20 protein-coding genes and 4 pseudogenes are annotated in these 22,488 nt (G+C 60.0%); 14 read left to right on the top strand and 10 right to left on the bottom strand.

What is annotated here, in order from left to right:
* Together SO180_RS38020 and SO180_RS38025 are read right to left on the bottom strand one after the other, a co-directional pair.
* A pseudogene (locus tag SO180_RS38020) lies at positions 1-246 on the bottom strand (hypothetical protein); the annotation flags it as partial.
* Positions 173-792 (bottom strand): annotated as a pseudogene (locus SO180_RS38025) (AbiEi antitoxin N-terminal domain-containing protein). The pseudogenes SO180_RS38025 and SO180_RS38020, both read right to left, overlap by 74 nt.
* A gap of 1,375 nt (positions 793-2,167) precedes the next feature.
* Between SO180_RS38025 and SO180_RS42550 the strand changes: the two are divergent.
* Positions 2,168-2,455, top strand: a pseudogene (locus SO180_RS42550) (ubiquitination-like system serine protease family protein); the annotation flags it as partial.
* A gap of 155 nt (positions 2,456-2,610) precedes the next feature.
* Positions 2,611-2,763 (top strand): annotated as a pseudogene (locus SO180_RS38035) (IS481 family transposase); the annotation flags it as partial.
* 259 nt (positions 2,764-3,022) lie between these two features.
* Here SO180_RS38035 and SO180_RS38040 read toward each other — a convergent pair.
* Positions 3,023-3,298 carry an ArdC-like ssDNA-binding domain-containing protein gene (locus SO180_RS38040; protein ID WP_449383924.1) on the bottom strand — a complete coding sequence of 92 codons (276 nt, stop codon included), beginning with the start codon at positions 3,296-3,298 and terminating at the stop codon, positions 3,023-3,025.
* Positions 3,299-3,699: 401 nt separating this feature from the next.
* Here SO180_RS38040 and SO180_RS38045 point away from each other — a divergent pair, with 401 nt between their 5' ends.
* The 3 genes from SO180_RS38045 to SO180_RS38055 all read left to right on the top strand — a co-directional run bounded on the left by SO180_RS38045 (position 3,700) and on the right by SO180_RS38055 (position 7,356).
* The gene (locus SO180_RS38045; protein ID WP_449383925.1) at positions 3,700-4,554 is read left to right on the top strand and encodes a hypothetical protein; all 855 of its coding nucleotides are present in this window, start codon (positions 3,700-3,702) and stop codon (positions 4,552-4,554) included.
* Positions 4,547-4,813: a hypothetical protein gene (locus tag SO180_RS38050; RefSeq protein WP_449383926.1), complete on the top strand. Its 267-nt coding sequence runs from the start codon at positions 4,547-4,549 to the stop codon at positions 4,811-4,813. The genes SO180_RS38045 and SO180_RS38050 overlap by 8 nt, the downstream gene beginning before the upstream one ends.
* A 755-nt stretch (positions 4,814-5,568) precedes the next feature.
* Positions 5,569-7,356 (top strand): PHA/PHB synthase family protein, encoded by a 1,788-nt coding sequence (locus tag SO180_RS38055; RefSeq protein ID WP_449383927.1) that lies wholly within the window; start codon positions 5,569-5,571, stop codon positions 7,354-7,356.
* Between the two features lie 1,005 nt (positions 7,357-8,361).
* Here SO180_RS38055 and SO180_RS38060 read toward each other — a convergent pair.
* The 3 genes from SO180_RS38060 to SO180_RS38070 form a co-directional block, all read right to left on the bottom strand.
* Positions 8,362-8,985, bottom strand: coding sequence for a hypothetical protein (locus SO180_RS38060; RefSeq protein WP_449383928.1), 624 nt, complete (start codon positions 8,983-8,985; stop codon positions 8,362-8,364).
* A 15-nt stretch (positions 8,986-9,000) separates the two neighbouring features.
* The gene (locus SO180_RS38065; RefSeq protein ID WP_449383929.1) at positions 9,001-9,321 is read right to left on the bottom strand and encodes a hypothetical protein; all 321 of its coding nucleotides are present in this window, start codon (positions 9,319-9,321) and stop codon (positions 9,001-9,003) included.
* A gap of 1,087 nt (positions 9,322-10,408) precedes the next feature.
* Positions 10,409-10,633: a hypothetical protein gene (locus SO180_RS38070; RefSeq protein ID WP_449383930.1), complete on the bottom strand. Its 225-nt coding sequence runs from the start codon at positions 10,631-10,633 to the stop codon at positions 10,409-10,411.
* A 340-nt stretch (positions 10,634-10,973) separates the two neighbouring features.
* Here SO180_RS38070 and SO180_RS38075 point away from each other — a divergent pair, with 340 nt between their 5' ends.
* The 3 genes from SO180_RS38075 to SO180_RS38085 all read left to right on the top strand — a co-directional run bounded on the left by SO180_RS38075 (position 10,974) and on the right by SO180_RS38085 (position 12,407).
* The gene (locus SO180_RS38075; RefSeq protein WP_449383931.1) at positions 10,974-11,429 is read left to right on the top strand and encodes an Hsp20 family protein; all 456 of its coding nucleotides are present in this window, start codon (positions 10,974-10,976) and stop codon (positions 11,427-11,429) included.
* A gap of 80 nt (positions 11,430-11,509) precedes the next feature.
* Complete coding sequence (locus SO180_RS38080) at positions 11,510-12,001, top strand: Hsp20/alpha crystallin family protein (protein ID WP_449383932.1); 492 nt, start codon at positions 11,510-11,512, stop codon at positions 11,999-12,001.
* 79 nt (positions 12,002-12,080) lie between these two features.
* A complete protein-coding gene (locus SO180_RS38085; protein WP_449383933.1) occupies positions 12,081-12,407 on the top strand; it encodes a hypothetical protein in 327 nt (108 codons plus the stop codon).
* Between the two features lie 268 nt (positions 12,408-12,675).
* Here SO180_RS38085 and SO180_RS38090 read toward each other — a convergent pair whose 3' ends face one another.
* Entirely contained in the window at positions 12,676-12,942 is a 267-nt protein-coding gene (locus tag SO180_RS38090; RefSeq protein ID WP_449383934.1) for a hypothetical protein, read from the bottom strand.
* Positions 12,943-13,213: 271 nt separating this feature from the next.
* Here SO180_RS38090 and SO180_RS38095 point away from each other — a divergent pair, with 271 nt between their 5' ends.
* The 4 genes from SO180_RS38095 (at position 13,214) to SO180_RS38110 (ending at position 19,250) form a co-directional block, all read left to right on the top strand.
* Positions 13,214-13,816, top strand: coding sequence for a hypothetical protein (locus SO180_RS38095; RefSeq protein ID WP_449383935.1), 603 nt, complete (start codon positions 13,214-13,216; stop codon positions 13,814-13,816).
* 1,064 nt (positions 13,817-14,880) lie between these two features.
* A complete protein-coding gene (locus SO180_RS38100) occupies positions 14,881-16,107 on the top strand; it encodes a hypothetical protein (RefSeq protein WP_449383936.1) in 1,227 nt (408 codons plus the stop codon).
* Between the two features lie 126 nt (positions 16,108-16,233).
* Positions 16,234-17,322 carry a trypsin-like serine protease gene (locus SO180_RS38105; RefSeq protein WP_449383937.1) on the top strand — a complete coding sequence of 363 codons (1,089 nt, stop codon included), beginning with the start codon at positions 16,234-16,236 and terminating at the stop codon, positions 17,320-17,322.
* 98 nt (positions 17,323-17,420) lie between these two features.
* On the top strand, positions 17,421-19,250 hold the full coding sequence (locus tag SO180_RS38110) for a caspase family protein (RefSeq protein ID WP_449383938.1): 1,830 nt from the start codon (positions 17,421-17,423) through the stop codon (positions 19,248-19,250).
* Between the two features lie 269 nt (positions 19,251-19,519).
* On the opposite strand, the gene SO180_RS38115 is transcribed toward SO180_RS38110, so the two are convergent.
* Both SO180_RS38115 and tnpB read right to left on the bottom strand, forming a co-directional pair.
* Positions 19,520-19,933 carry a hypothetical protein gene (locus tag SO180_RS38115; RefSeq protein ID WP_449383943.1) on the bottom strand — a complete coding sequence of 138 codons (414 nt, stop codon included), beginning with the start codon at positions 19,931-19,933 and terminating at the stop codon, positions 19,520-19,522.
* A gap of 72 nt (positions 19,934-20,005) precedes the next feature.
* Positions 20,006-20,323, bottom strand: a complete 318-nt coding sequence (gene tnpB, locus SO180_RS38120; RefSeq protein ID WP_449383939.1) for an IS66 family insertion sequence element accessory protein TnpB — start codon at positions 20,321-20,323, stop codon at positions 20,006-20,008.
* Between tnpB and SO180_RS38125 the strand changes: the two genes are divergently transcribed.
* Complete coding sequence (locus tag SO180_RS38125; RefSeq protein WP_449383940.1) at positions 20,252-20,602, top strand: tyrosine-type recombinase/integrase; 351 nt, start codon at positions 20,252-20,254, stop codon at positions 20,600-20,602. The two genes, tnpB and SO180_RS38125, sit on opposite strands and share 72 nt — an antisense overlap.
* A 177-nt stretch (positions 20,603-20,779) precedes the next feature.
* Positions 20,780-21,802 (top strand): tyrosine-type recombinase/integrase, encoded by a 1,023-nt coding sequence (locus tag SO180_RS38130; RefSeq protein ID WP_449383941.1) that lies wholly within the window; start codon positions 20,780-20,782, stop codon positions 21,800-21,802.
* Positions 21,803-21,894: 92 nt separating this feature from the next.
* On the opposite strand, the gene SO180_RS38135 is transcribed toward SO180_RS38130, so the two are convergent.
* Positions 21,895-22,488, bottom strand: a 594-nt coding sequence (locus SO180_RS38135; RefSeq protein ID WP_449383942.1) for a group II intron maturase-specific domain-containing protein, incomplete at its 5' end; no start/stop codon positions are given.

A 22,488-nucleotide genomic window follows, 5' to 3' on the forward strand; every position in this document is an offset into this window, starting at 1 on the left:
GCTCAGCTTCGACGCGACCTTGATACTTTGTCCATTGGAGGCGCCGCCGCGCCACCTCGGGTCGATCGCGTTCGCCATCCGCTTAGGAAGGTTGCCGCCATTGCGGCCTTGATAAAGCTCGAGACTGCGAGCGAGTACCGCTCGCATGTCGTCACGGCTCAGAAACGGATTTCTACGGACCTCGGCAACGTCGGCGACCGGGTCGCGCGCCTCGAACGCGACGAACTGCATGCCGCCGCCGTCCATGTTTAAAACTTGTGAGCAGCACGTCACATAGTGCGCGTCTCGCTGATCGCCGCGGAGCGCATATCTGTTTGAAAGATCCTGCTTGTACCTCGGCCATAACACCGGTGCCACTCGGATCCTTGCGGCCGTAGTCAAATCCCTTCTTCAAGAAATCGAATTTGAAAAGCGTCCGGCTTTTGCGAAATATGAATCGTTCTTCGATCGGCAGCTTAAAGAGCCATCCAGGTGGTGGATCGGGGCCGTAAAGATATACGACCGCGGAGCCTTCGGCGCTGAGGTAATGAGCGAAGCCCTGCAGTTCGAGCGCGGTTCGGCCTCCCACCACCAAAGTGCGTTTCATTAGGATCTGAAGCGATATGACGACCTTCTGCCACGTCAGGGCGGGCGCTTGAACGTTCCGCGGGTGGGCTGCACGAGCCATCCGGACGAAACGTATTGGCTGCGCAGACTGGTGGAATAGCCATGTGCTGTCATCCAACCCGAATCGACCAAAAGGCCCTCGGGCAGCGTACGCTCCAATTGGTTCAGCTTTCCCGCGAAAATCAAGTTTACTGTGAGGTCAATTTGCTAAGGCACACTTAGCAAATTGGTCAGTCTTAGCCGCCGCTTCGGCTTTTCCACCGATGAAAGCGGGGATCGCGGCCTGGGCCCGAAAAACGCAGCCGATCCCGCCACTTGGCCGATGCCGGCAGGACGCCGGTCCGGAATCTGTCGGCGGCCTCGCCGTCGGTGCCGGTGAGGCGCCCGCGGAGGCGCAAAGAAAAGGCCGCCGGCCCCGCGTGCGGCGGGGGCCGGCGGCCTGGAGGGCCGCGACAGCCAGGTGATGCAGGTGTGCCTGAGGCTGTGTCCGGTCACTCCGTCGATGCCGAGCCGGCGCATCCCTCCGTGAAGTATTCGTTGAGGGTGTCCGCTGGCAGCGGGGCCCCGGTCGACCTGCGGAAGACGTGGACGTGGTCGCCGTCGCGCTCGCGTCACGAGCGGATCTCAGCGAGCAGCTCGGGCGGCAACGCCACCAGGGCGCGCTCTTGCGCGCCTTCTTCGAAACGCCGGACGGCTTGCGGTGCAGGGTGGCGTTGGCGATGTCGATATGGCCGTAGTCGGGATGCGCCTCCCACACCATGCCTTCGTAGACCCCCGGACGGCTGCCCAGCGTCCGTCCCAGCCGGATCTCCCGTCCCACCATGAGGCGCCTGTTGGCCTCGCACTTGCTCAGGGGGCGCGACGCCGGAATCCAGGTGCCGGTCGCGGGATCGTAGTCCTCGTCCCCGTCGGCCCAGCGCAGGACCCGGTCGCCCGGCGGGTGAGCACGCGGTCGCGGCCGTACGACGCCGAATGTGTCGGCCGCAAGACATCCGGCCCCTATACCCTCAAGCCGCCCAGCGATATGGAATTTCCGTCGGCCCAGACGAAGTATGGAAGCAACTGACAACCCTTCGGCAACATTATCGCTCGGCCCCGGCCCGCGGCGACCTGCACGGCGAAAACGTGCGCGTGAAGAACGAACAGGCGATTCTCATCGATCTGGCTTCGGTGCTGCGGCAGGCCCGCTCACCGCAGACCTCGCTGCTCTCGTGACGTGGTTCGCCTTCGAGCCGCCTCCAGAATGCAATCGAGAGCAGTGAATAGATCTGGTTTGGTGGTCCGAAATAGATCGCCTCTATGCGCCGCATAGTTTCATCCATGCCCCGGGCCCTTGCGAGCCGACCGCAAAGTACTGTTGGATGTCCACGGTCGTGCGGCAACTCAGGCGGTTGGGAATGGCGGCCCAGTCGTGCCCAAGCGAGTATCAGGCCGCGGTCGCCGTGCAGCTCCTTCGACGATGCCAGTGGGACGACCGACCCGCCGCCGACCGCTATCGGCGCACCAAGGGCTATGTCGTCGCTGCCCGGCTAGCTGAGGACCTAAGAACAAGGGCGACCACATGACAGGTCCTGCGAGATGGATACGATTGCGCGGCGAAGCGGAGTATCGCGACGAGGGCGAGGGCCTGCTGGAGAAGCCCGGCGACGCGGTTCTCGTGCGTCGCGGCGCCTTCCGATCCGTATTGATGCGCTGCCCGGACGGCTGCGGTGAAACCCTGGTCGTCAACCTCGATCCGCGCGCTGGAAAGGCGTGGAAGCTCGACATGCGCGCGGGGAAGGCGACGCTGTATCCATCGGTCTGGCGCGACGGAGGGTGCGGAAGCCATTTCATAGTCTGGCGCGGCCACGTTCTCTGGTGCGATCGCTTCGAAGAGGGTAACGTCGAGCCGAGCTACGATGGCGCAGCGCTCGAACGTCGCGTTCTCGGAGCTCTCCGCAGACGCGAACTGCGTAGCGCCGAGAAGGTAGCGATCGAGCTCGACGAGATTCCCAGAAACGCGAAAGCCGCAGCGCCAGCCACGAGTCCCTCCACGTGTCGATCGACGATGCATCGCGCCTGGCCTTCTCTCAGATCCGGCCCGATCAGAAAAAGGAGAGCGCCATCGCCTTCCTTAAAGAGGCTGTCACTTGCTACCGCAGCTTGACGTCTCGAATTGCAGCATCTGCACGAAATCGGACGCCATCGTGTAGTAAGCCTGATTGCCGCCGCGCCGGATGCGTGCGCCGGTGTCTGCAAAAACCTTTCACCATGGCCCGATGCGCTGGATGGAATCGAGGCACGGCGCGGCAGGCGTCGAGAAATGTGGCGGCAGGCCATCGTCTACTCGGCGTTGAACACGGTGTAGCTTTTGAGGAACGGAATATCCCGCTCGCACTCTTCGCCCGTCTCGGCATTGGTCTCGCTGCGGGTGATCTCATGCGTAAACCACGAGGCTGCCGCGCTCGCCCTTCCGCACCGCACCGCCAAGCTCAAGCGCTTGTCTGAACGTCATCCAGATCGGCGCGGCGTAGCCCTTCTCCGCCGCCGCGCCCCGCAGCATCAGCACGTTAATGCCCTGATACGGAACGAAGTTGCCGCGCAACGACCGCGTGAGGCGTCCCGCTGCATGCTCCGCGTTCCAGGGCTTGATCCCCTGCTCCAGCGCTGCCACGATCTGCGCTGTCACGCGCTCATAGACGTCTGTCTTCATGGGCCTTCTTCCTTGATTATGAAAAAGGGTTGCACATGCAACCCTGCCAGCCGGAGCGGCAAGAGCGGCGGGAATGCAGCCAGGGACTGAAAGCGGAAAAGTGGTGCGGCCCGGAGCCCGGCCTCTTACCGGGCGACTACCCGGTTTTCACGTTTGCGCTTGGTCCTTGACGGCAGGGGGCATCAAGCCCAGAATTTTTCCAGACAGAGCCGGCTGAAAGCCGTCCCAAGCCCCTGCGTGAGGGACAGTCACCGGATGGCCGAGACTTTTTCAAAGGCTCGGGGAGGCGAAGCCGAGTATGGCCCGGCGGGCGAAGCCCGGCACGCGAACGTCAAATACGCAGCAGGAAGCCGTCACCGAGAACCGCAAGTCAAAGGCACCAGCATCTGGCGAGGGACAGAATGATCGCTGAGGTCGGGTTGGCGGCGATGGGAATTCTGGTTGTTGCGGCCGGCGCCGCTGCATTTGCGATGATGAGATCCGGGAAGGAAACCAGCGCTGTCACGCAGGCTCTTCCTTTCGGCATCGAAGCGATAGTCGGTTTCGTTTTGGTCCTGGGAGCGATAGGCGGTTCAGCATTCAAGCTCCCCGGCTTGCCGGGCGACCTGCAGAGCACATCGCAGTCGTCGGTGAATTCCGACGCCGTTCTGCCGACGCGCATGACCGCCGGTCCCGGACAATATCCGCCGAGCCAGTTCAAGGCTTACGGCATTGTGGCGTTCAAGACTGGTCCCACGGGAGCCGACAAGGACCGGTACGACATGATTTGCGATGCGTACGTGTCCAGCCTGCCTTACTACAAGGACGTGAAGGCTCCGCCGCAGAGGCAGATGGTCACGGTCTGGCCGCTCGAAAAATCCCCATGGGCTGACAAGATCAATGCGGAGGCGCGGCAGAAAGTGTGCGCCGGCGCCGTAGCGCACTACGGCGTGGTGCTCGCGCAGGAGGCCATCAAGGATGCAAAGCAAAACGGGGCCGCCCTGGACGGCCAGGGTCCCTTCCTGCTGGCCTGGTCCCCGGGCTCCGTAAAAGGCCGGCCGGACGCGCTGGTCCTCGTCGCGGACCTGTCGACGTCATCGTCAATGGCAGGCCAAGCAGATTTTCGCGCAATGGGCGCTCGATATTCAGAACGATCCGAGCTTGTGGGACCCGACTTGGAATCTGGAGAAGCTCACGCTGCGTGCCCGGCTTTGGTCCGACAAATGGGGAACGAAATTGCTCAACATTTACAAGAGCAAGCCGTAAGCGATGCTTGATTTTTTCAAAGGGATCGGACTCGCTGGCGCGGCGGGCGCATTGCTCGGCTTCGTCGCAGTCACCGTCATTGCGCCGGTGACCCCCGGCGGCGTTGCCATTCTCATGGCCATCCCCATTCTGATCTGCTCGGTTGTGGGCGGCATCTTCAAACTGGTGCGCGGCGGCAAAGGCAAGAAGGACGACAAGGACGATAAGGACGATAAGAAGGATAAGGAGGATAAGGAGGATAAGGATGGCTCATCGAAGGATGATGACTAAGGCGGCGCATAGCGCGCGTCTTCGTACCTGCATCGCCGCGCGATGAGTTCGCTCGGCCCTACGATCCCGTTCGGAAACGGCTTCTTCAACGATGGAGCTGCTCTCTTTATGAAGAACTTCTTCCGGATAATGCTGACGGCTGCCACTTTGCTCGGCCTCCGCGCACGCGCAATCCGGCCCGCCCTACCCTGAACCGGTGCAAAGCGCGATCGCGGACGCGAAGAAGACTGCACCGGCGCGCTGTCTCTCAAGACGGGGTTCGTCACCGTTCGGGATGTCAATGGCGACGGCCGCCAGGACTACATTCTCGATTACCTGAACTACGAATGCGCCGGGAGTTCGCCTTATTGCGGATCGGCCGGGTGCGTTAAGGAGGTCTATATCTCGTGCCCGGCGGAACGTATTGGAAGAAGCTCTGCGATACGTCAGGGGACTTAATTTCGGAGCGTGAACGGCAGCTCGACCTTCACGGTTCGTCCTGCGAAAAGGTCGGCTCCGCGCCCTGCCCAAAACTCTGTACCGGAACGGCTCGAGGTTCGGCGCCGCGCATTCAAACTAGGTTGTCCGTGGCTCGCCAGGCGGACGGAAGCGACCGCGGTCGCGATGCATCGTACGTTCGGCCTCGGACCGCATCGCACAAAAAGCGGAGATCGGCGATGGCGGTTGATCGCGCACTGCGCCGTCGAACCGTTGCGGGTCGCTCCGCGTTGAGTCTTCGATGTCCGCAGTGCTAGTCTTTTCGGAAGGAAGGAGCCATGACAGACCGATCCGTGCAGCCCTCTTGGGATCCCCTTCTTCTGGCGAGCCAGCTTCAGTCCATCGCGCGACAGAGCCAATCGCTCATGCAGCGCTTCGTCTCCAACCAGGCCAACGCGACCAAGCTCGGCATGGCCGATACGTCGACGCTCGGGTTCGACTTCGTCGACCTCATGACCAAGATGATGACCGACCCGACCCCGGTTGCGAAGGCTCAGATCGACCTGTTCAACGAAAGCATCGCCCTTTGGACGAAGGCGGCCGAGCGCATGTGGACGATGCCTCCTCCCGAACCCGAGAAGCCGAAGGACAAGCGGTTCAAGCATCCCGACTGGACCGAAAACGCGGTCTTCAGCTACGTCAAGGAAAGCTATCTCGTCGCTGCAAAGTCGATCCTCTCGGCGGTCAGGGACGTCAAGGGCATGGACGACGCGGCCGCACGCAAGGTCGATTTCTACACGCGCCAGTTCGTCGACGCGATCTCTCCTTCGAACTTCGTCGCGACGAACCCAGAGGTGCTCAAGGCCACGCTCGAAACCGGGGGACAGAACTTGCTGCGCGGATTGGAGAACCTGTTGTCCGATCTGGGACGCGGCGATGGCCGCCTGTCGATCACGATGACCGACATGAACGCCTTTCGACTCGGCGAGAACATCGCGACGACGCCGGGAAAGATCGTGTTCCAGAATAATCTGATGCAATTGATCCAATACGCCGCGTCGACGCAGGACGTCCGCAAGCGCCCGCTTCTTATCGTTCCACCCTGGATCAACAAGTTTTACGTTCTCGATCTCCAGCCGAAGAATTCGCTGATCAAATGGGCGGTCGACCAGGGCCATACGGTCTTCGTCATCTCTTGGGTGAACCCCGACGAAAAGCTCGCCGAGAAGACCTTCGAGGACTACATGCTCGACGGGCCGATCGCGGCCCTCGATGCGATCCGCAGCGCCACCGGCGAGCGGCAAGTGAATGCGATCGGTTACTGTCTCGGAGGCACTCTGCTTGCCTCGACGACGGCCTATCTGGCGGCGAACGACGACGACCGCATCGCGAGCGCCACCTACTTCGTGACGCTGGTCGACTTCTCGGAGGTCGGCGACATGGCCGTCTTCATCGACGAGGAGCAGCTCGCGTCCCTCGAGCGGCGCATGCGCGAGCGCGGATATCTCGAAGCACACGACATGTCGGCCTCGTTCAACATGTTGCGGGCGAACGACTTGATTTGGTCCTTCGTCGTCAACAACTATCTGCTAGGCAAGGAGCAGCTACCGTTCGACCTGCTCTTCTGGAATTCGGACTCGACGCGCATGCCCGCCGCCATGCACTCGTTCTATCTGCGGAAGATGTATCTCGAAAATCTTCTCGCGAAGCCAGGCGGCATCACCTTGGCTGGAACGCCGATCGATCTGTCAAAGATCAAGGTCCCGTCCTTCATTCTGTCGACGCGCGAGGATCACATCGCCCCTTGGAAGTCGACATATGCGGCGACGCGTCTCTATTCCGGCCCTGTGAAGTTCGTGCTGTCGGCGTCCGGCCACATGGCGGGCGTGATCAGCGCACCCGGAAGCAAGTACGGTCACTGGACCAACAACAGCCTGCCACCCGATGCCGATCAATGGTTTTCGACCGCCACCAGCCATCAGGGGTCGTGGTGGCCGGTCTGGGATGAGTGGGTGACCCGGCTGAACGACGAGCGGGTTCCGGCGCGCGAACCCGGTGGAAGCTATCTCCCGGTCATCGAAGACGCCCCGGGCTCGTACGTACGCGTAAGGGCCGTCGCGCCGTAGCGTCTCTAAAGGACCTGCCGGACAATCAGCGGGTACGGCGGCTATCGTCCTCTCGGCCCGGCCGTCGGCCTCATCCTTGAAGGCGTCCAACAGTGCATGGAATCGCTGGTCCTTGAGGTCTAGAAAGCGCATTTGGACAGGAACGGTTTATGGACTGCGGACTCGGGCTTCATCCGGTAGCGTTGAAGTAGGTCGGCACGAACTCCCCGCAGCTTCAAGGTCTCCGCGTCCGAAAAGCGGACGTCACCCGTCTTGAAGGTCGGCGCCGGTGAGCGCGGCGCCGGCGGCTTGGATCCGGCGCGATGGCATCGAGCTCCTTCTGTATGAACTGACGTGCCGCTTCGGTGTCCTGTATCCTTCTGACGACGTCGGTTCTATTCGCCAGTCGCTGCGTTGGGCTCATGGACGCCGTTCGAAGTTTTTGGGCGTCGATCTCGGTATTGCGCTGCCTGGCCTGCCGTTGCTCGACGGGTCCCATCGGCAAGAAGTCGCCGCCCCTCATCCTCTCGGCCCTCCTCGGTTGATACTTCGAAGTCGATCCTCATCGATGCGACGAATGCGCACACCCTTGACCGCGTGCGGCAATAAGCACCTCGCAATGCCTCGCCATTCTTAGGTTGCGCAAGCTTGGTTCGATGAGAACGACCGGGATGGCGTCGCATTCGAATAAGAGCTGATTGGCGCACGCACCTGCTAACCAACGTTGAAGAAAAGCAAACACAGGCCCAACACTCGGGAGTTTTGACACAGATAATCAAGCGGAAGTACAGGCCCTCCGGCGCATTTTAATTACACCAACCGCGCGCCCCACTTGGAGAAGCAGGGAGCCTAAAATGTGAAATACTATCATTACAGACTTAAAAGCAGTGGCACTCGCATGAGCCGCTAGATGGGTGCGGTCTAAGTGGACCACCCGCGACCTGTTCTTTTTTTGATATCCAGGTGCGCTATGCTAAACGAGAAAGCCGTCCGATGTTCGAACGGCCTGTCTTCGCATGGAGCGTCCTACCTAGCGGTGTTTGTCCCGTAAAGGTCGCGCTCGCGACGAATATCGTCCGGAGCAAGTGGCGGGCTCGCGGCGTCGAAATCCGTCCACCCACTCTTCTGCCAGGCAGTGCTGCGCTCGCTCAGATTCACAGACGAGTCGTCAAGAAGGGCCTCCAGTCGGGAGTGGTCGTTATCGGCAACTCTAGCTGAGACTAACGTCCCGCCGCGTCGAACTCCCTCGGCAAAGCGCGATGCATCTTCTTTCGATACACCGGCCTGCGTGAGCGCGCCCACGATCCCGCCGGCCGCGGCGCCAGCCGCCGCGCCAGCGGCCGTAGATGCAAGCCATCCCGCAGCGACCACAGGTCCAAGACCCGGAATCGCCAACAATCCCAATCCAGCGAGCAGCCCTGCCGCGCCTCCAAGCCCTGCGCCAATACCGGCACCTGTGCCGGCACCTTCAGCGCGGTCATCGACGCCGTCACGATCGCGATCGACCTTGCCTCGGGGCCGGTACCAGTTCTCCGAGTTATTGGCGACGATGCTGATGTCGGAGTGTGGAACGCCGGCGGCCTCGAGACGAGTGAGGGCGCGCTCGGCATCGGAGTAGTTGTCATAAAGGCGGGAAATTGTCGTCGTCATGTCGATGCTCCTAGCTCACTTGGCGGGGTTTACGTTGCCCTGAAAGTCGATGCTCACGTCGGTCTTGGTTCCGGCTTTGTCGGCCTTGCCCCGCCAGACACCATCATTGTCTTTCTGAAGATCCGAGACGTTGGAATAGCCGGCCGCTTCGATCCTCGACTTGGCTTGGCCCTCAGTGAAGCTGTTGCGGCCCGCCACCGGAGCGTTCGAATTGTTCTGGTCCGAGCTGTTGACAGCGTTGTTGCCCGGCCCGCTCTGGGCTGGCTGAGACTGAGCGCTGACAGGAGCCGATCCGAGCAATGTGAGAGCGGCGAGGATGGATAGTATGCGCGGCATTCTTGTCCTCCGGCGTTGATGTGTCGCTCGACAACAGCCGGGATTCAAATTGGTTGCTAACGCAAAAGGTTGTCTTGAGACTCGGATCGTCTGAAATGTGTGAAGTCCCGGGATGAAGCAGTGCGTCGAGCTACGTTGTCGTATGGAGCGATAATCGGCCGCATCTCTGAGACGAGCTGAAGGGACTGCCGCGCGGGATTCACGTGCGCGGCTTGAGCCGGCGGTCCGTGGGCTAGCGCACAGCGAGCGCGCCGCACCGACAGTCTAGTCCGCCCGATCTCTGCAGAGAGTTATCGAGTCGCAAATTACCTCTCAGGTTTCATTGGCGAGCGGGAGGCGCGAATAAGAACGGGCCCAGCACCACTACAAGTGCCGGAGCCGCTGGAGAGGAAGCTTGGCGGTTTTCGCCAAGCGGCCCGAGCCTAGATCAGCTACTAAGTACGTTGTGTTCACTTTTGGACAGACCGGCCCGTAAATGCAGAACGAACCAAGCTCGTGCTGAGGCTTGCTTATATCAGCGCATCACTGCAGATGCTTTTCACCTTCTGATCGGCCTTCTTGTTCTCGGCGTCGATCCGAAGTGACTCCTTCCTTTGACGCCATGAGCGTGTTTGGCTGCAGGGGCCGGCATCACCTACAATGTCGGACGCGCTGGAGTTTGGTTGGCGGTATTGCTCGACCAAGCTTGAGCTAGCCAGGTCGGTCGCCGATACATTATGTTCACTTTTGAACACCGCTTGACGTTTTCCCGATACGATTCACATTTGGGAGGCGGCCTACTTGCATATACCAAATGGCCCCAGTCCGACGGGGAGCGGCTGGGGCCCTGGGGTTGGCCTCTGGTCTGGCAACAGGGGGGACATTGACGACCAGAGCATGTCGAGAACACGCAGCTTTGCTGCTTGTTCCTGATTCGTAAAGCATCGCTAATGTTCTCCGTGTGCATGGCGAACTCTCCCGTCCCGTCGGGACCTACTGGCTTCATGAAGTCAGAGCGGACGGTTGCTGGATCTTGGTCATCCGGAAAGACAAGTCGTCTTTCCCCGAATGGCTCCGCTGGCGCGGATAAGCAGGTCGCGAGCGTCGCTTATCGCTCCTTCCTCGTCGTTGCGGAGGCCGACGGGCCCTTCGGAAGCGCGAATGCGACGGGGAAGGTGTCGGTGGCCAGAGCATCGAGCGCGGATTTCTCCTCGGCGAGCCGCCTTTCGATGAACTGAGGTTCCAGCTCCGACAGCTTCGTCCGGAGCAGCCGTCGATAGCGGTGAATATTATTGCGGTGCGCGCGGATGCGGGGCAGATCTTCGTCGAGCATCTTCGTCACTCCTGGCGGTCGTCACGGTCCTTTTCGGGGTTGAGAAAACCGGGAAAGAGAATTCCCGGGGACGATCGGCTGTCAAGACGCCTGTGGGTGCATCTGCGAGTTCTTCGGAACAACGGCACAACGGCAATGAGAGCGGCACCGAGATCGTCGCGAAGTTTCTTGCGACCGACCTCTTGAAACGCCTTCCCGATTTTCTAAGTCATTTTTCGCCGCGAGAGCGGTGTGCCGGGCGCCAGATCGGGTCCGGCGCGGGCGCGGGGCCGGGTATCAGACCCTTCTGACTCCTGCCTTGCGCTCCTTGTATCCATCTTGCTCTTTGGAGGACTTGGTTATGAGGACTACCTTCGACTTCGCGCCCCTGTGGCGCTCCACCATCGGCTTCGATCATCTGGCCGACCTCGTCGACAGCACGATGCGCCAGGCGACCGAGGACCACTATCCCCCCTACAACATCGAGCGGTCCGGCGAGGACCATTACAGGATCTCGCTCGCCGTCGCCGGCTTCGGAGCCGACGACATCGCCGTGACCGCCGAGCAGAACGCGCTCACCATCGAGGGCAGGAAGCCCGAGAAGGCGGCCGGCGAGTATCTCTACCAGGGGATCGCCGCACGTCCGTTCAAGCGCGTATTCAACCTGGCCGACTACGTTCAGGTGAAAGCGGCCTCCTTCCGCGATGGACTGCTGATCATCAATCTCGTCCGTGAGGTACCCGAAGCGATGAAGCCGCGCCGGATCCAGATCGCAGGCGGTGCTTCTCCGTCGCAGATCGAGCAGAAGGCAGCCTGACGCCAGTCAAGGTCCGACGGCGGAACGCGGCGCGCGCAAGCGCAGCCGCGCTCCTTGCCTCACGTATCAGGGAGAACAGCATGGCAATTCGTGATCTCATTCCCCGGTCGAGGAATCAGGAACTTGCGCCGACGCGCGGCAACTACGATCCGTTCATGGCGCTTCATTGCGAGATGAACCGCCTGTTCGACGATGTCTTCCGCGGGTTCGGCGGTACGGGTCTGGCGCCGCTGATGGAAGGGCAATTCGGCTGGCCCACGATCGAGCTCAGCGAAACCAACAAGGCGCTGACCATCACGGCCGAGTTGCCCGGCATGACGGAGAAGGACGTCCAGATCGAAATCGCGAACGGTGTCCTGGCGATCCGCGGCGAGAAGAAGGAGGAGCGCAGCAGCGAAGGCAAGCACTTCACCGAGCGCTATTACGGCGCGTTCGAACGGCAGATCCCGCTGGAGAACGTCGAGGAGGACAAGGCCGAGGCCTCGTTCAAGAATGGCGTGCTGAGCATCACACTGCCTAAATCGGAGAGCCCGCGCGCGGATGTTAAGCGCATCGCCATCAACACTCAGTAACGAAGCTCCCGGGCGGCGAACCCCGCCCGGCCCATCTCACAAGACCGTCCCGAAGAAAGGAGCGTAAGGGAGGCAACTGATGACCAACGCCAACACGAATACCGGCACACTCGATCCCCTCTTCTACCCGGCCGCGCACTATGCGTCTCCGGACCAGGTTCTCACCGACGAAGAGCTTTCCGTGTCCGAAAAGCGGAGGATTCTGTCGTCGTGGGCGTCTGACATGTTCGCCGTTGAATCCTGTCCTGCGCTACGCGAGATTCCCGGCATGTGCCACGCAATCCGGCTCGCCGACATCCTCGCCGCGCTACGCCGGCTGGATGGCGACGACGATCCGCCACAGCCTGGCGGCGTATCGATGCGGCTGCGGCGGCCTTGGGCCGCCGCGCAGCGGAGGAGAGGATAATGCTCACGCAGGCCATGACCACGGTGCTCCCAGGTCCCGTGAGCCGTCTCCCTCGGCGCGAGGCGAGAGGCGGACGGCAGGCGCGGCCCGGATATTGCGACTCGTATGTGCGCCCAAGATCTGGCGATGACGATGCGTGTAGTCTAGCGCAATTCGCCTAGCGGTGAAGCGGCATTCAAATTTCGCGCGGACTCGTCGCCGGTCGATCTCATCGACGTTTGGCACGGCTTCCGCCGCTTGGTCTTCATTGTTGTGGGAGTCCGAGCCATCACGTCATCCCGACGAGGAACCACGTCGCGACGAAGCGATCACGCGTCTCGTAAAAATGATCAAAGTCTGACCTCGAACGCTGGGAACGACGATTCGAGCTCGCACCGATCATCGGCATCGCGTGTCCTGGTGAAAAGGAGAGCAACGGCTCGATTGCAAGGGCGCGCAAAACCTGCCGAGCAATCGGAAGAGCAGCAAGTTTCATCTTCCGGCGACTCTGGTCGAAGCTATCCCTCAGATCGGCGAACACGACGCGGCGACGCATGGGGCGTGCTCACGATCGGCACCGGCCTCGGTACCGCTTCACGAATCGCGACGGCACGAGCGAACGCTCAGGTTAACTCCTGCCCGGTGCCACGGCGTATCGCATAGATCACCGGGCATTGGGGGCAATGCTAGTTAGGTTCAAGACCAAATGTCGGCAAGTTGACGATATCGCGCTCTATCCAGGCAAAGCAATCGAGCGATCTATTTAGCGGACGAAGGCATGCGTCTCATGCAGCCGAACTTCTTCACGGCCGAGGTGCACGAGTTTCATGACTTTGAGAGATCCCTTTTTTCTCGGTCTCTTGCGCTCGACCAAATACAAGTTAATGATTGAAGTAGGTTGTGGTTACTACCGCCTCCTCGGTGTCAAGAATGATGACAATGACTACCTTGGCATCGACATAAGCCCACCTCGCGAACGACGGTGCGGGAGCGCAGCAGTGATTTGCTGTGATGCAAATCAATTCTTCAAAAAGAAGCGGCTGATCAGTGTGATAATGAAACGATACGACGGAAAAGTACTTTGTACGCTGCCGTTTAATTTTCTTGGTACGATGGATGACCCGATGGAATTTCTCACACGAGTCTGCCAAGCGCCCTTTGATCTCGCCCTGTCGCTCTTTTCGACCACCGAGAGGGCAACCGCAGCACGTCTGCGATACTATGATCTTTGCGGCATCCAGGTTCAGAGTGTGGTGCGTACCGTCGACTATGTCCGCTTAGACTGCTCTAACGGTTTCCAGGCGTTCGATCCGATCTTTCTGGGAAATCGCATATCCGCGTGTGGCTTCCGCCTGAACCACGCGGAATATCGTGACGTTTGCAACTTCCTCCATTTCCAAAAAAGCCATTCTGAAGAACATATAGGATGAGAGGCGTTGCTCAGCTCGCGGGAAGGCCGTGGCTGCGCAATTGTCGAGATCAGCCGCCCTCTCCAAACCCTTGGGCACCGGCAACGTCATCCGGGACAGCGTCGGTGTCGGCATCCATGCGGCGCATGTGAATGGCGGATTAGACGCGATGTCACTCGAAATTGCCGCCAGCCGCGGTTTCTTCGCCCAGCCTAGCGCTTTGTGGCCGTCAACTCAGTTGCGGATTCCGCCAGACGACCTCGAGCATGGTCCGCCGCTCTCTGACCCACCCTCAGGCCCCCACGGATTGGGCAATGCAATAAGGTAGTTTCGGACATGGTCCTCGCGCCGCGCAACGCCCCGCTGCCGAGAAACAGCGCACTACCGGTGCTATGTTCGCTTTCCGCCGGCCCAATAGCGCACCCGCTACCACCGAGCCCGCTACAAACAGACTATGCGGCAGGACAGCGAGCGAACCAGCAAAAATCAGGACGCCGAGCTGCGCCCCACGAAAAGATGGCATGCCCATGGCGTGCGGCAGAGCCTACTGCACCGCATCCAGAGCGCAATGCGCGTGCAACTTGCCCGCCCGAAACGCAGATCGGCATCAAAATAGGAAGCAGGCGCGCAGATTTTCTGCGCTTAAGTGACTGAGGGCGGTTGGGCACGGACGTGAGGGTCCTCAATCCGATATTTTCCCGAAACCGCACCATCCGATTTTTCCCCGCTGGCGCTATGCCATTTGGGACCGCTCGGGCTAACCGAGCCGTCGTGAGTAAGATCGCGCTTGCGGTCCTTGGAGCCGTTGAAGTTCGCGCACGACCGGCCCCGAATGAGCGAGAGCGTCCTGAAATTGTGTATCCCTTCGCGCGTCGTAGAAAGCCTATCGACAGGACCGGCTCTCGTCGCTAGTGTCACATAGGGACTACAATTTTTCGTAGTGTTGCGTGCTCTTCAGGGGATGGTGCATGCGTTCTATTACTTTGTTTGTTCGATTTTCAATTCCATTGTTCTATCTGCTTACCGGGTGTTCTACGGTCCCTCAGCTTGAGGAAGCGACGGGCACGACCCAAAGCGACGTCCTGATGAACAAGGTGGTCACGAGGGTTCGCTGCGAAGTCGCGGATGCCTTCGATGACGTCATCGACACGCCTCGGTATCGATGGTTGGCCGATTGGACGGCCAAGGTCGATCTGACGCTTCAGGCAAACAACGTCGGAGGGATCGCACCGGGTGTTACATACACGCACTTCTACAAGAATGCGTTCAACTTCGGCGCTGGTTCGACCAGCCTCACGAACAACTCGATCGCTGCGGTCAATCAGTTCTTCACCTTCGGCGCCGGTGCCAATCTCGGCGAGCAGGCCGTCCGCGCGGAGGTCATCAGCTTTACGCTTTCATTGAAGGAGCTGAAGCGTTGGCGCCAGCAGGTCGCGAAATACGAACAAGGGCATGAGGGGGAACGGATTTGCATCGGCGTTGACGGCAGCGGCGTTACGGGCAATTTGGGGCTGAGAGAGTGGATCGATTCTGCCTTGGCGCCAGTCGGGCCCGATGTGTTGGCGCTGCACGCCGGATATCACCCCAGTCCCGTCAATACCGTCAAGCCGAGTTCAGCGCCTGGACCGGGAAAGGCTGGTGCGCCATTTGCTGGCGGTGGCTCGATCACCTATGCGCGGGCCATCGATCGACTAAAGACTGCGAGCGCGGCGGCACGAGCAGCTGCTGACGCATCGACCGCAGCTGCAAGGAGGATTGCGAGTTACCCCGCGCAGATCGGCAAGGCCGCGTACAGCTCTTGGCCAGTCCTTGAGCCGGACATCAAGAGGCAGGTCAGCAGCAATATTGCCTCGCTGAGGATCTATGCGGCCGATGCCGCCTCTGCGACGGCAATTGCCAAGCAGCGAGCAGACGATGTGCAGAAGATTTACGAGGGTTTTGCGAATGCAAATCCTCCGCCCGCCGACGTGCCGGAAAAGCAGGTCGTGGACCAAGAGGATAAGAAGAATGAGGCTCTAGCGGAGCAGCAATACGTCAGCGATCTCGAAACCGAAGCCAACAAGATCATCGCGGGATTGAAGCATATCGACCCGCCGATCGACTCCCTGTTGCATTCGGTATCGTTTGTGCTGACCTACGGTGCGAGCGCCACGCCGAACTGGACGCTGCTGCAGTGGAAGGGCCCCTCTCCCTCTGGGGCTTCTACCTTCGCTGCGGCCGGCCAACGAACCCACGTTCTCAATATCGCCTTGGGACCAAATGCTGGCGAGCAGAACCGCCTCATCCAGAATCAGACAGTCGCGTCGCACTAAGTTGTTGCCGCATTGAATATTTCTGTCGAGGTCGTGATGAGAAGAACTCGAGAAGTAGTCGCAGTTGTTCTGCTAATCGCCTCGGCTTTGAGCTCACCAGCGGGTGCTCAGAGTCAATCGGAAGATATGGGCAAGCGCATACGCGACGCAGCGACCCTCTCTGGGGCACCAGGCTCGCCGGAATACTCAGCGGCGCTCCGTCAAAAGATATACGAAGCAGGGATCGCGCTTCGTAACGGGGCGAACGACTACGATCCCAATCGAACCGTCCCCGACAAGGAAAAGCCGGACGATATCAACAAGGGGGCAGCGCGACAAATCGATCACGACGAGCGGTACTCGAAGTGGCTGGAAACGGCGGCCGATCATCCGGTTGCATCCCTCAAGATTGCCGGTTGTTCGGCAATGAACGTGCGTGTGATCGGTGGTGAATCCGTTACCGATCCGCACTGCCTTGCCGAGGTGTCGCTGATCTTTAGCTCTCCCACAAAAGACTTTTGCTCCGGCGTCCTGGCCGGCGACCAACACACGGTCCTGACCGCGGCGCACTGCCTTTGTTTAGGTACAATCGAGTATGTGGTTTTCGGCCAGAAGATAGGAGACGTACGAAACTATCGAGCGGCCGTCCTGCGGCAAAGAGGGCATGAAGGCGTCAAGTGTCCAGGAAATGGGGTGACGCAGGCCGAATCATCAGTCTCTCTCGCCGGAAAAGACATCGCGGTCGTCAGTCTGGCCGGGGATATCCCAAACCAGGTGGCGCAGTCCGTTCAGTTACCGCCGGAAGGTTTTGCCGAACAGCAATTCTCAACCGGCAACAAAAATATTCTGGTCGTTGGGTTCGGTTACACCTCGCTGAACAAAGACAAACCGATCCTGCTCCAGGATCCCAAACAAAAGACCTTGGCGATATCACCAATCCTGAGCCCGGATTGCATTGGAAGCATCAATGGCAAACAGGACGCTGAACTCTACGGTTGCGCATCAGGACGCGAGATCCTGATCGTCGATCCGCGGCCAGTCGGTCCATGCTTTGGCGATAGCGGTGGTGGCGGCTACATGCTTGTCGACCAACAGGGATCGGCAGATAAACGTGCCGCTCTCATAGGTATTATCTCCAGATCCACTGGATCAGGTTGCGGCGAGGGCGCCATCTACACGTCCTTCACTTCGGAGGTACTGTCATGGGTCAAGAGTGCGGCCGCCGCCGATCACTGACGATTAAGTCATGGCTGTTCGCGGGCGTTCTGATTACACTCGCCCTTGACGCCCGGGCGTCAGCTGCCGCTGACCCGGCTACCCCCGCAGACGTCCCCATGTGCAACGACGTCATGGGACAAGAGGCCACTGTTCCCGACATCAAGAAGATGATCGAAGCCGCTCCGGGCGGCAGCGCGCGGCGCCTCGCCATCGTGATCGGGAACGACTATCCGGACCGCAAACAACTGGACGGCTCATTCGGGCGCTCGCTCTACGCCGTCCCAAAGCTTAAGAACGCGGTGAAGGACGCGACCGCAATCGCCGGGTTGATGATCAAGCTGCAATTCAAGGTCGCGTGCTTCCTCAACGTATCAGCGAAGTTCCACGACAGGATCATAACGGCCTCGACCACAGTGCGCGACTCCACGAACGCGCTCACCTTTTACTATTTCGCCGGACACGGGTACGCGATGGGAGCGGAATCGTTCAGTGTTGGCGACGGCGCGGAGGACGATTCGAAGCAGTCATTGAGAATGGGGTCGCTTGACCAATCGTCCATTCTTGCCGGCCTTAATTCGAGAGGGGCGCCAGTGATCGCCATTCTCGACATGTGCCGGTCTCAACTTTCTATCGTCGACGCCGACGGCCACCGGGCGGTGAACGAAAAGCCTCTCGACGGATATCTGCCGATCTCCAAAGTGCCTGGTCTTCTCGTTCACTATTCGACCTCCCCAAACGACTATGCTGCCGACATGCCGTCTCAGCCGAACGGCCTTTATGCTCAAGTCTTTGTGGATCAGGCCCCGAGGCAACCCGGGCTTTCCGCCGAGCAATTGCTAAACGACTTCGTCGGAAAGACGTTGGCTGATGGCCTGCAGATTGACGGAAAGATATATCAGCAATTTCCGAACCTGGTCGCATATCCCGACGATTGGCGGAAGATCCAGATCTTCGATGCCGCTACGGCATCGAGGCTGGACCAGGTCATGGGCGCCGTGATCGCCTTGGAAGCGATGGCGGAAAATGGTCCCGCATCAATCGCGCTCGCTTGCGGAGTGGCCCTTCAAATCAGAGAAGATTGGAAAGCGGCCGCAGACCCGGTCGGATCGAAAACGACGGTGTCTCAGCTTGAGGCGCGAATTGAGAAGCTGCTCCAAAGGATGAAGGACAAGGGCTCCCCCTGCCCTGAAATCCTGTCGACGAAGGAAGCGGCAAACCCCATTGTGCTGCCACCTTTGGCCCACGTGACGAAGACGTCTATTCCTATATCGGCCGCCGGGGCACCTCCGAATTATGTCAGCGACGATCATGCCAAGGCCGGAACGTGGTTCACGACAAACTCCGTGTCGTTGCCAATCGATGTAACCCAAGCTGGAACGTTCGCCACGGTCTCCAAGTTTCCGATACAACTCGATAGCGGTTTCGTGTCATCATCAAAGGTACAAAAGCCTGCTTCGAAGCCCGACATCTACTTCACGCCGATCGACAGCGATACCGCCAAGCTGGTCGATACAAAGGATCAGGTCGTTGTTCGCTTTCGTTCCGACGCCGTCGAAATCGTCGAGCCGGCAAAACTGCTCGCGTCTATCAAGAAGACGCTGAAGCCGACAACGAAGCTCGTTTTTGTTTTGTTGCCGACAAATGACGTGCGGGAGAGGAATTACCTGGATCGTCTCCGGCTTGGCTCGCTTCGCATGTTGGAGATCGTGGGTGAACTTACCAAGGCAGGCGTGTCTTACAGACAGATCGTTACGCCAGGTCGCGATCAACAGTCGCCGATCGAAGTCTCCACGCTACAGGCTGACGAAGCATTGATCAAAGTCGTTGGATCGACGCCTTTGTCGTTCGAGGGGTTTAAGATGGAATCGCTCAGCCCGGCAAGAGTCACTCAAGGGACCAAGAAAAAGCTCGACGTCTACGAAACCTCCACGATGTTCAGGGAATGACATCTGAGGCCAGCCGCTTGCGTGTACTCAATCTTTGATTGTAGCATGCACTGGCAGACTATTTTAGAAGCGATGTTTTTCATCGTCCGCAAGGACTTTCTTTTCGTACGCTGCAAAGAGCGAGTATTGCTGTCAGCCGATCCCCAAGCAGCTGGTTAGGACTTGCGCTTAGTTGACGCCGCCCCCCTTGCGCACGTAAGGTGCGGCGGCTTTCCCCGATATGACCAAACATCGGAGTACCCCCGCGTAGCGGTTCCAGGCGGAGGCACCTAACTGTTCGCGAGAAACTCGATGCTCTCGAACTTCAACGCGTTTGTTTCAACGATCGATTTCTGATCAATGACGGTGGCCGCGAGGCTGTACGGCACAATAACCACGTGGAGCTTCGAGGGATCTGTTTGCCCCGAGGCGAGTAGGGCGTTACTGATGTCAAAGGTGTCTGAAGCCTTGGCAGTTGCCCCATGACCCGCATGGGGCCCAACGGCGACCGCCTGCCGGCCGTCATGCCGGAACAGAGCGATAGACCCCAAGAAGCTTGGATCGCTTCGTTTCGGCTTGGCCGCCGTATCGGCGACGAGATGGACATCAAAGCCGATCGCCGCGTCGCGCTCCGCGCGTGCCGCCGCAACCAGCGCCTGCAGCGCCTCGATATCGGTCGGAAGTTGATCCGTGGTCTCGCTCACGCCCGGTGCTCAAGCTGATTCGCGGGCCCTTGTGGTAGACTGCAGCCGATATGATTCAATTGGTCACGGGGTTCACGACGTTGCGGTCGGTTGGGCAACATCGCGGGCATGCAGGCGCGACCAATCCAAGCCGTCCATCAGCGCGGTGAGCTGTGATGCGGACAAACGCATCACGCCATCGCTGATCGGCGGCCACCGGAACGCGCTATGCTCCAGCCGCTTCCACAGCAGCACGAGCCCGGACCCGTCCCAGGCAAAAATCTTCAAACGGTCTGCTCGCTTTGAACGGAAGACGAAAATTGTCCCCGCGAAGGGGTCGTGGTGGAGTTGTTCGCGCACCAAAGCGGCGAGACCGTCGGCACCTTGACGGCGATCGACGCCGCGCGCCACCTTGGTCCCGCTGGCTCAATTCGGCCACTGACATACGCCACAATGTTCGGGCTGATTGCCGCGACCGGCATGCGCGTTTCGGAAGCGCTTACCATCCGACTTCCGGACGTGACAGACGATGGGCTGATTATTGCCCAGACTAAGTTCAAGAAGAGCAGGTTGCTGCCGCTCCATTTAACGACCAGACGCGCATTGGACGGATATCTCGCCGCTCGCCTAAAGGCATCAAGCCAGAGCGACTCGCTCTTCATTTCGCATCTGGGAATGCCGCCTGCCTAACTGACAGCGATAACGGTCTTCCTGCAACTCGTTCGGTCGATCGGCTTGCGTGGCGCCCCAGGATCGCGAGGACCGCGGATCCACGATCTTCGCCATACATTCGTCGTTCGCTCTCTCGAACGCTGTGCGCACGACGCCCAGGTAGTCGCTCGCCATATCACGGCCCTGAGCACCTATATGGGCCACGCCCATGTGAGCGATACATATTGGTATCTCCAGGCGACGCCTGAGCTGATGACGCACATGGCAGCAGCCGGCGAAGGCTTGTATCGGGAGAGCAGGCAGGACCCAACTCGCCCCGCACCTCACCGCCTTCCTTCGAGAACATCTTCCCGTGAGCGTCGAGCCAGCATCCATACCTGCGACGCCTATGCCTACAGCTTCCAGCTGCTGGTGGCCTTTGCCGCACGACGACTCCGCAAGAGGCCCTGTTTGCTGCATATCGAGGATCTCGATGTCGCGATGATCCTTGCCTTCCTGGAACATGTCGAGGAGGTGCGCGGCAACAAGGCGCGTTCGCGCAACGCTCGGTTGGCGGCCGTGAAGTCCTTTTTTCGCTATCTCGAACACCGAGTACCTGTGGTGCTCGATCAAGCCCTTCGGGTGCACGCGATTCCAATGAAGAAGATTGACGAGACGCTCGTCGCTTCGCTTTCGCGCGCTGAGGTTCAGGCGCTGCTTGACGCACCGGACCGGCGGACAACGTCGGGCATTCGCGATCGCGCCATGCTGCATCTCGGCTTTGCCGGCGGGCTGCGCGTTTCTGAGCTTGTCGGTCTCTCCCTCGACCAATTCGACGGTCGGGCGCCCGCCAGCATCCATGTCTTCGAAGGACGGCGAGAGCGTGTGCTACCACTCTGGCAGGAGACCTCGGCCGCGATCCGAGCCTGGATAGCGGTCAGATCCAAGAACGGCGATACTGCGCTCTTCTTGAACAACGCCGGCCGGGCGATGACGCGCGCCGGCTTCGAATATATCCTGGCAAAGCACGCCGCCGCCATGCACATGCTGCGAGCGACCCGCGATATCCGCAAGGTGGCGCTGTGGCTCGGGCACGCCACTCTCGAGAGCACTGAGATTTACCTACGCGCCGACCCAGCCGAAAAACTCGAGATGCTCGGCGCCCTGGCACCGCTCGGCATCAAGCCAGGCAAATTCCGCCCGCCAGATCGGTTGATCGAGATGCTCACCTCCGGATAACGCACCGTTGATCGGGATAGGGGGACGTCTCGCGACGCCACCCCTCCCACACCACCGGGCATACGGGTCCGTACCACGGCGGTTCGATCGAGTTAAACCGGCACAGGCATGAAGATTCGGGGGAGACCAAGAGAGTCGAACAGCTGATTTCGTAGGGCGTGTTGAACCGCCGGGTGTCCGGACATGCGCCAGAGTCCCGTCGGTGAACCGGCAGCGACCGATGCGGCGAACTTCGCGATGCCGAGGCGGCGAAGCTCCGTGAATCGGTTATGCCCGTTCCGCCATTGCCGCCAGAGATACATTCGCAGTCTCCGGCGGATCCAGGCTTCCAGGTTTGTGAGCACGCGCGGGGTCTGGCAGAAGCCGAAGTACCCGCGCCAGCCGATGAGGTATGGCGTGAGGTCTGCGATCATCTGTTGCAAACTGATCCCTCGCGTCCGGCATGTGATCTCCCGGATTCGGTCTTTGAATTTGTCGAGGGCTTTCGGCGCAATGCGTCGCTCGCTCCCGTCATTCGCAATGCTGAATCCGAGAAATTTACGTTCCTCGGGTCGCGCCACCGCGCTTTTGGCCTCGTTGACTTTCAAGCGGAGCTTGTTGGTCAGGAACCGGCTTATCGAGGCCCTCACTCTTTCGCCGGCGTGGAGGCTGCGAACATAGATGTTGCAGTCATCCGCGTAACGGCA

This window comes from Bradyrhizobium sp. UFLA05-112, from assembly GCF_053572325.1.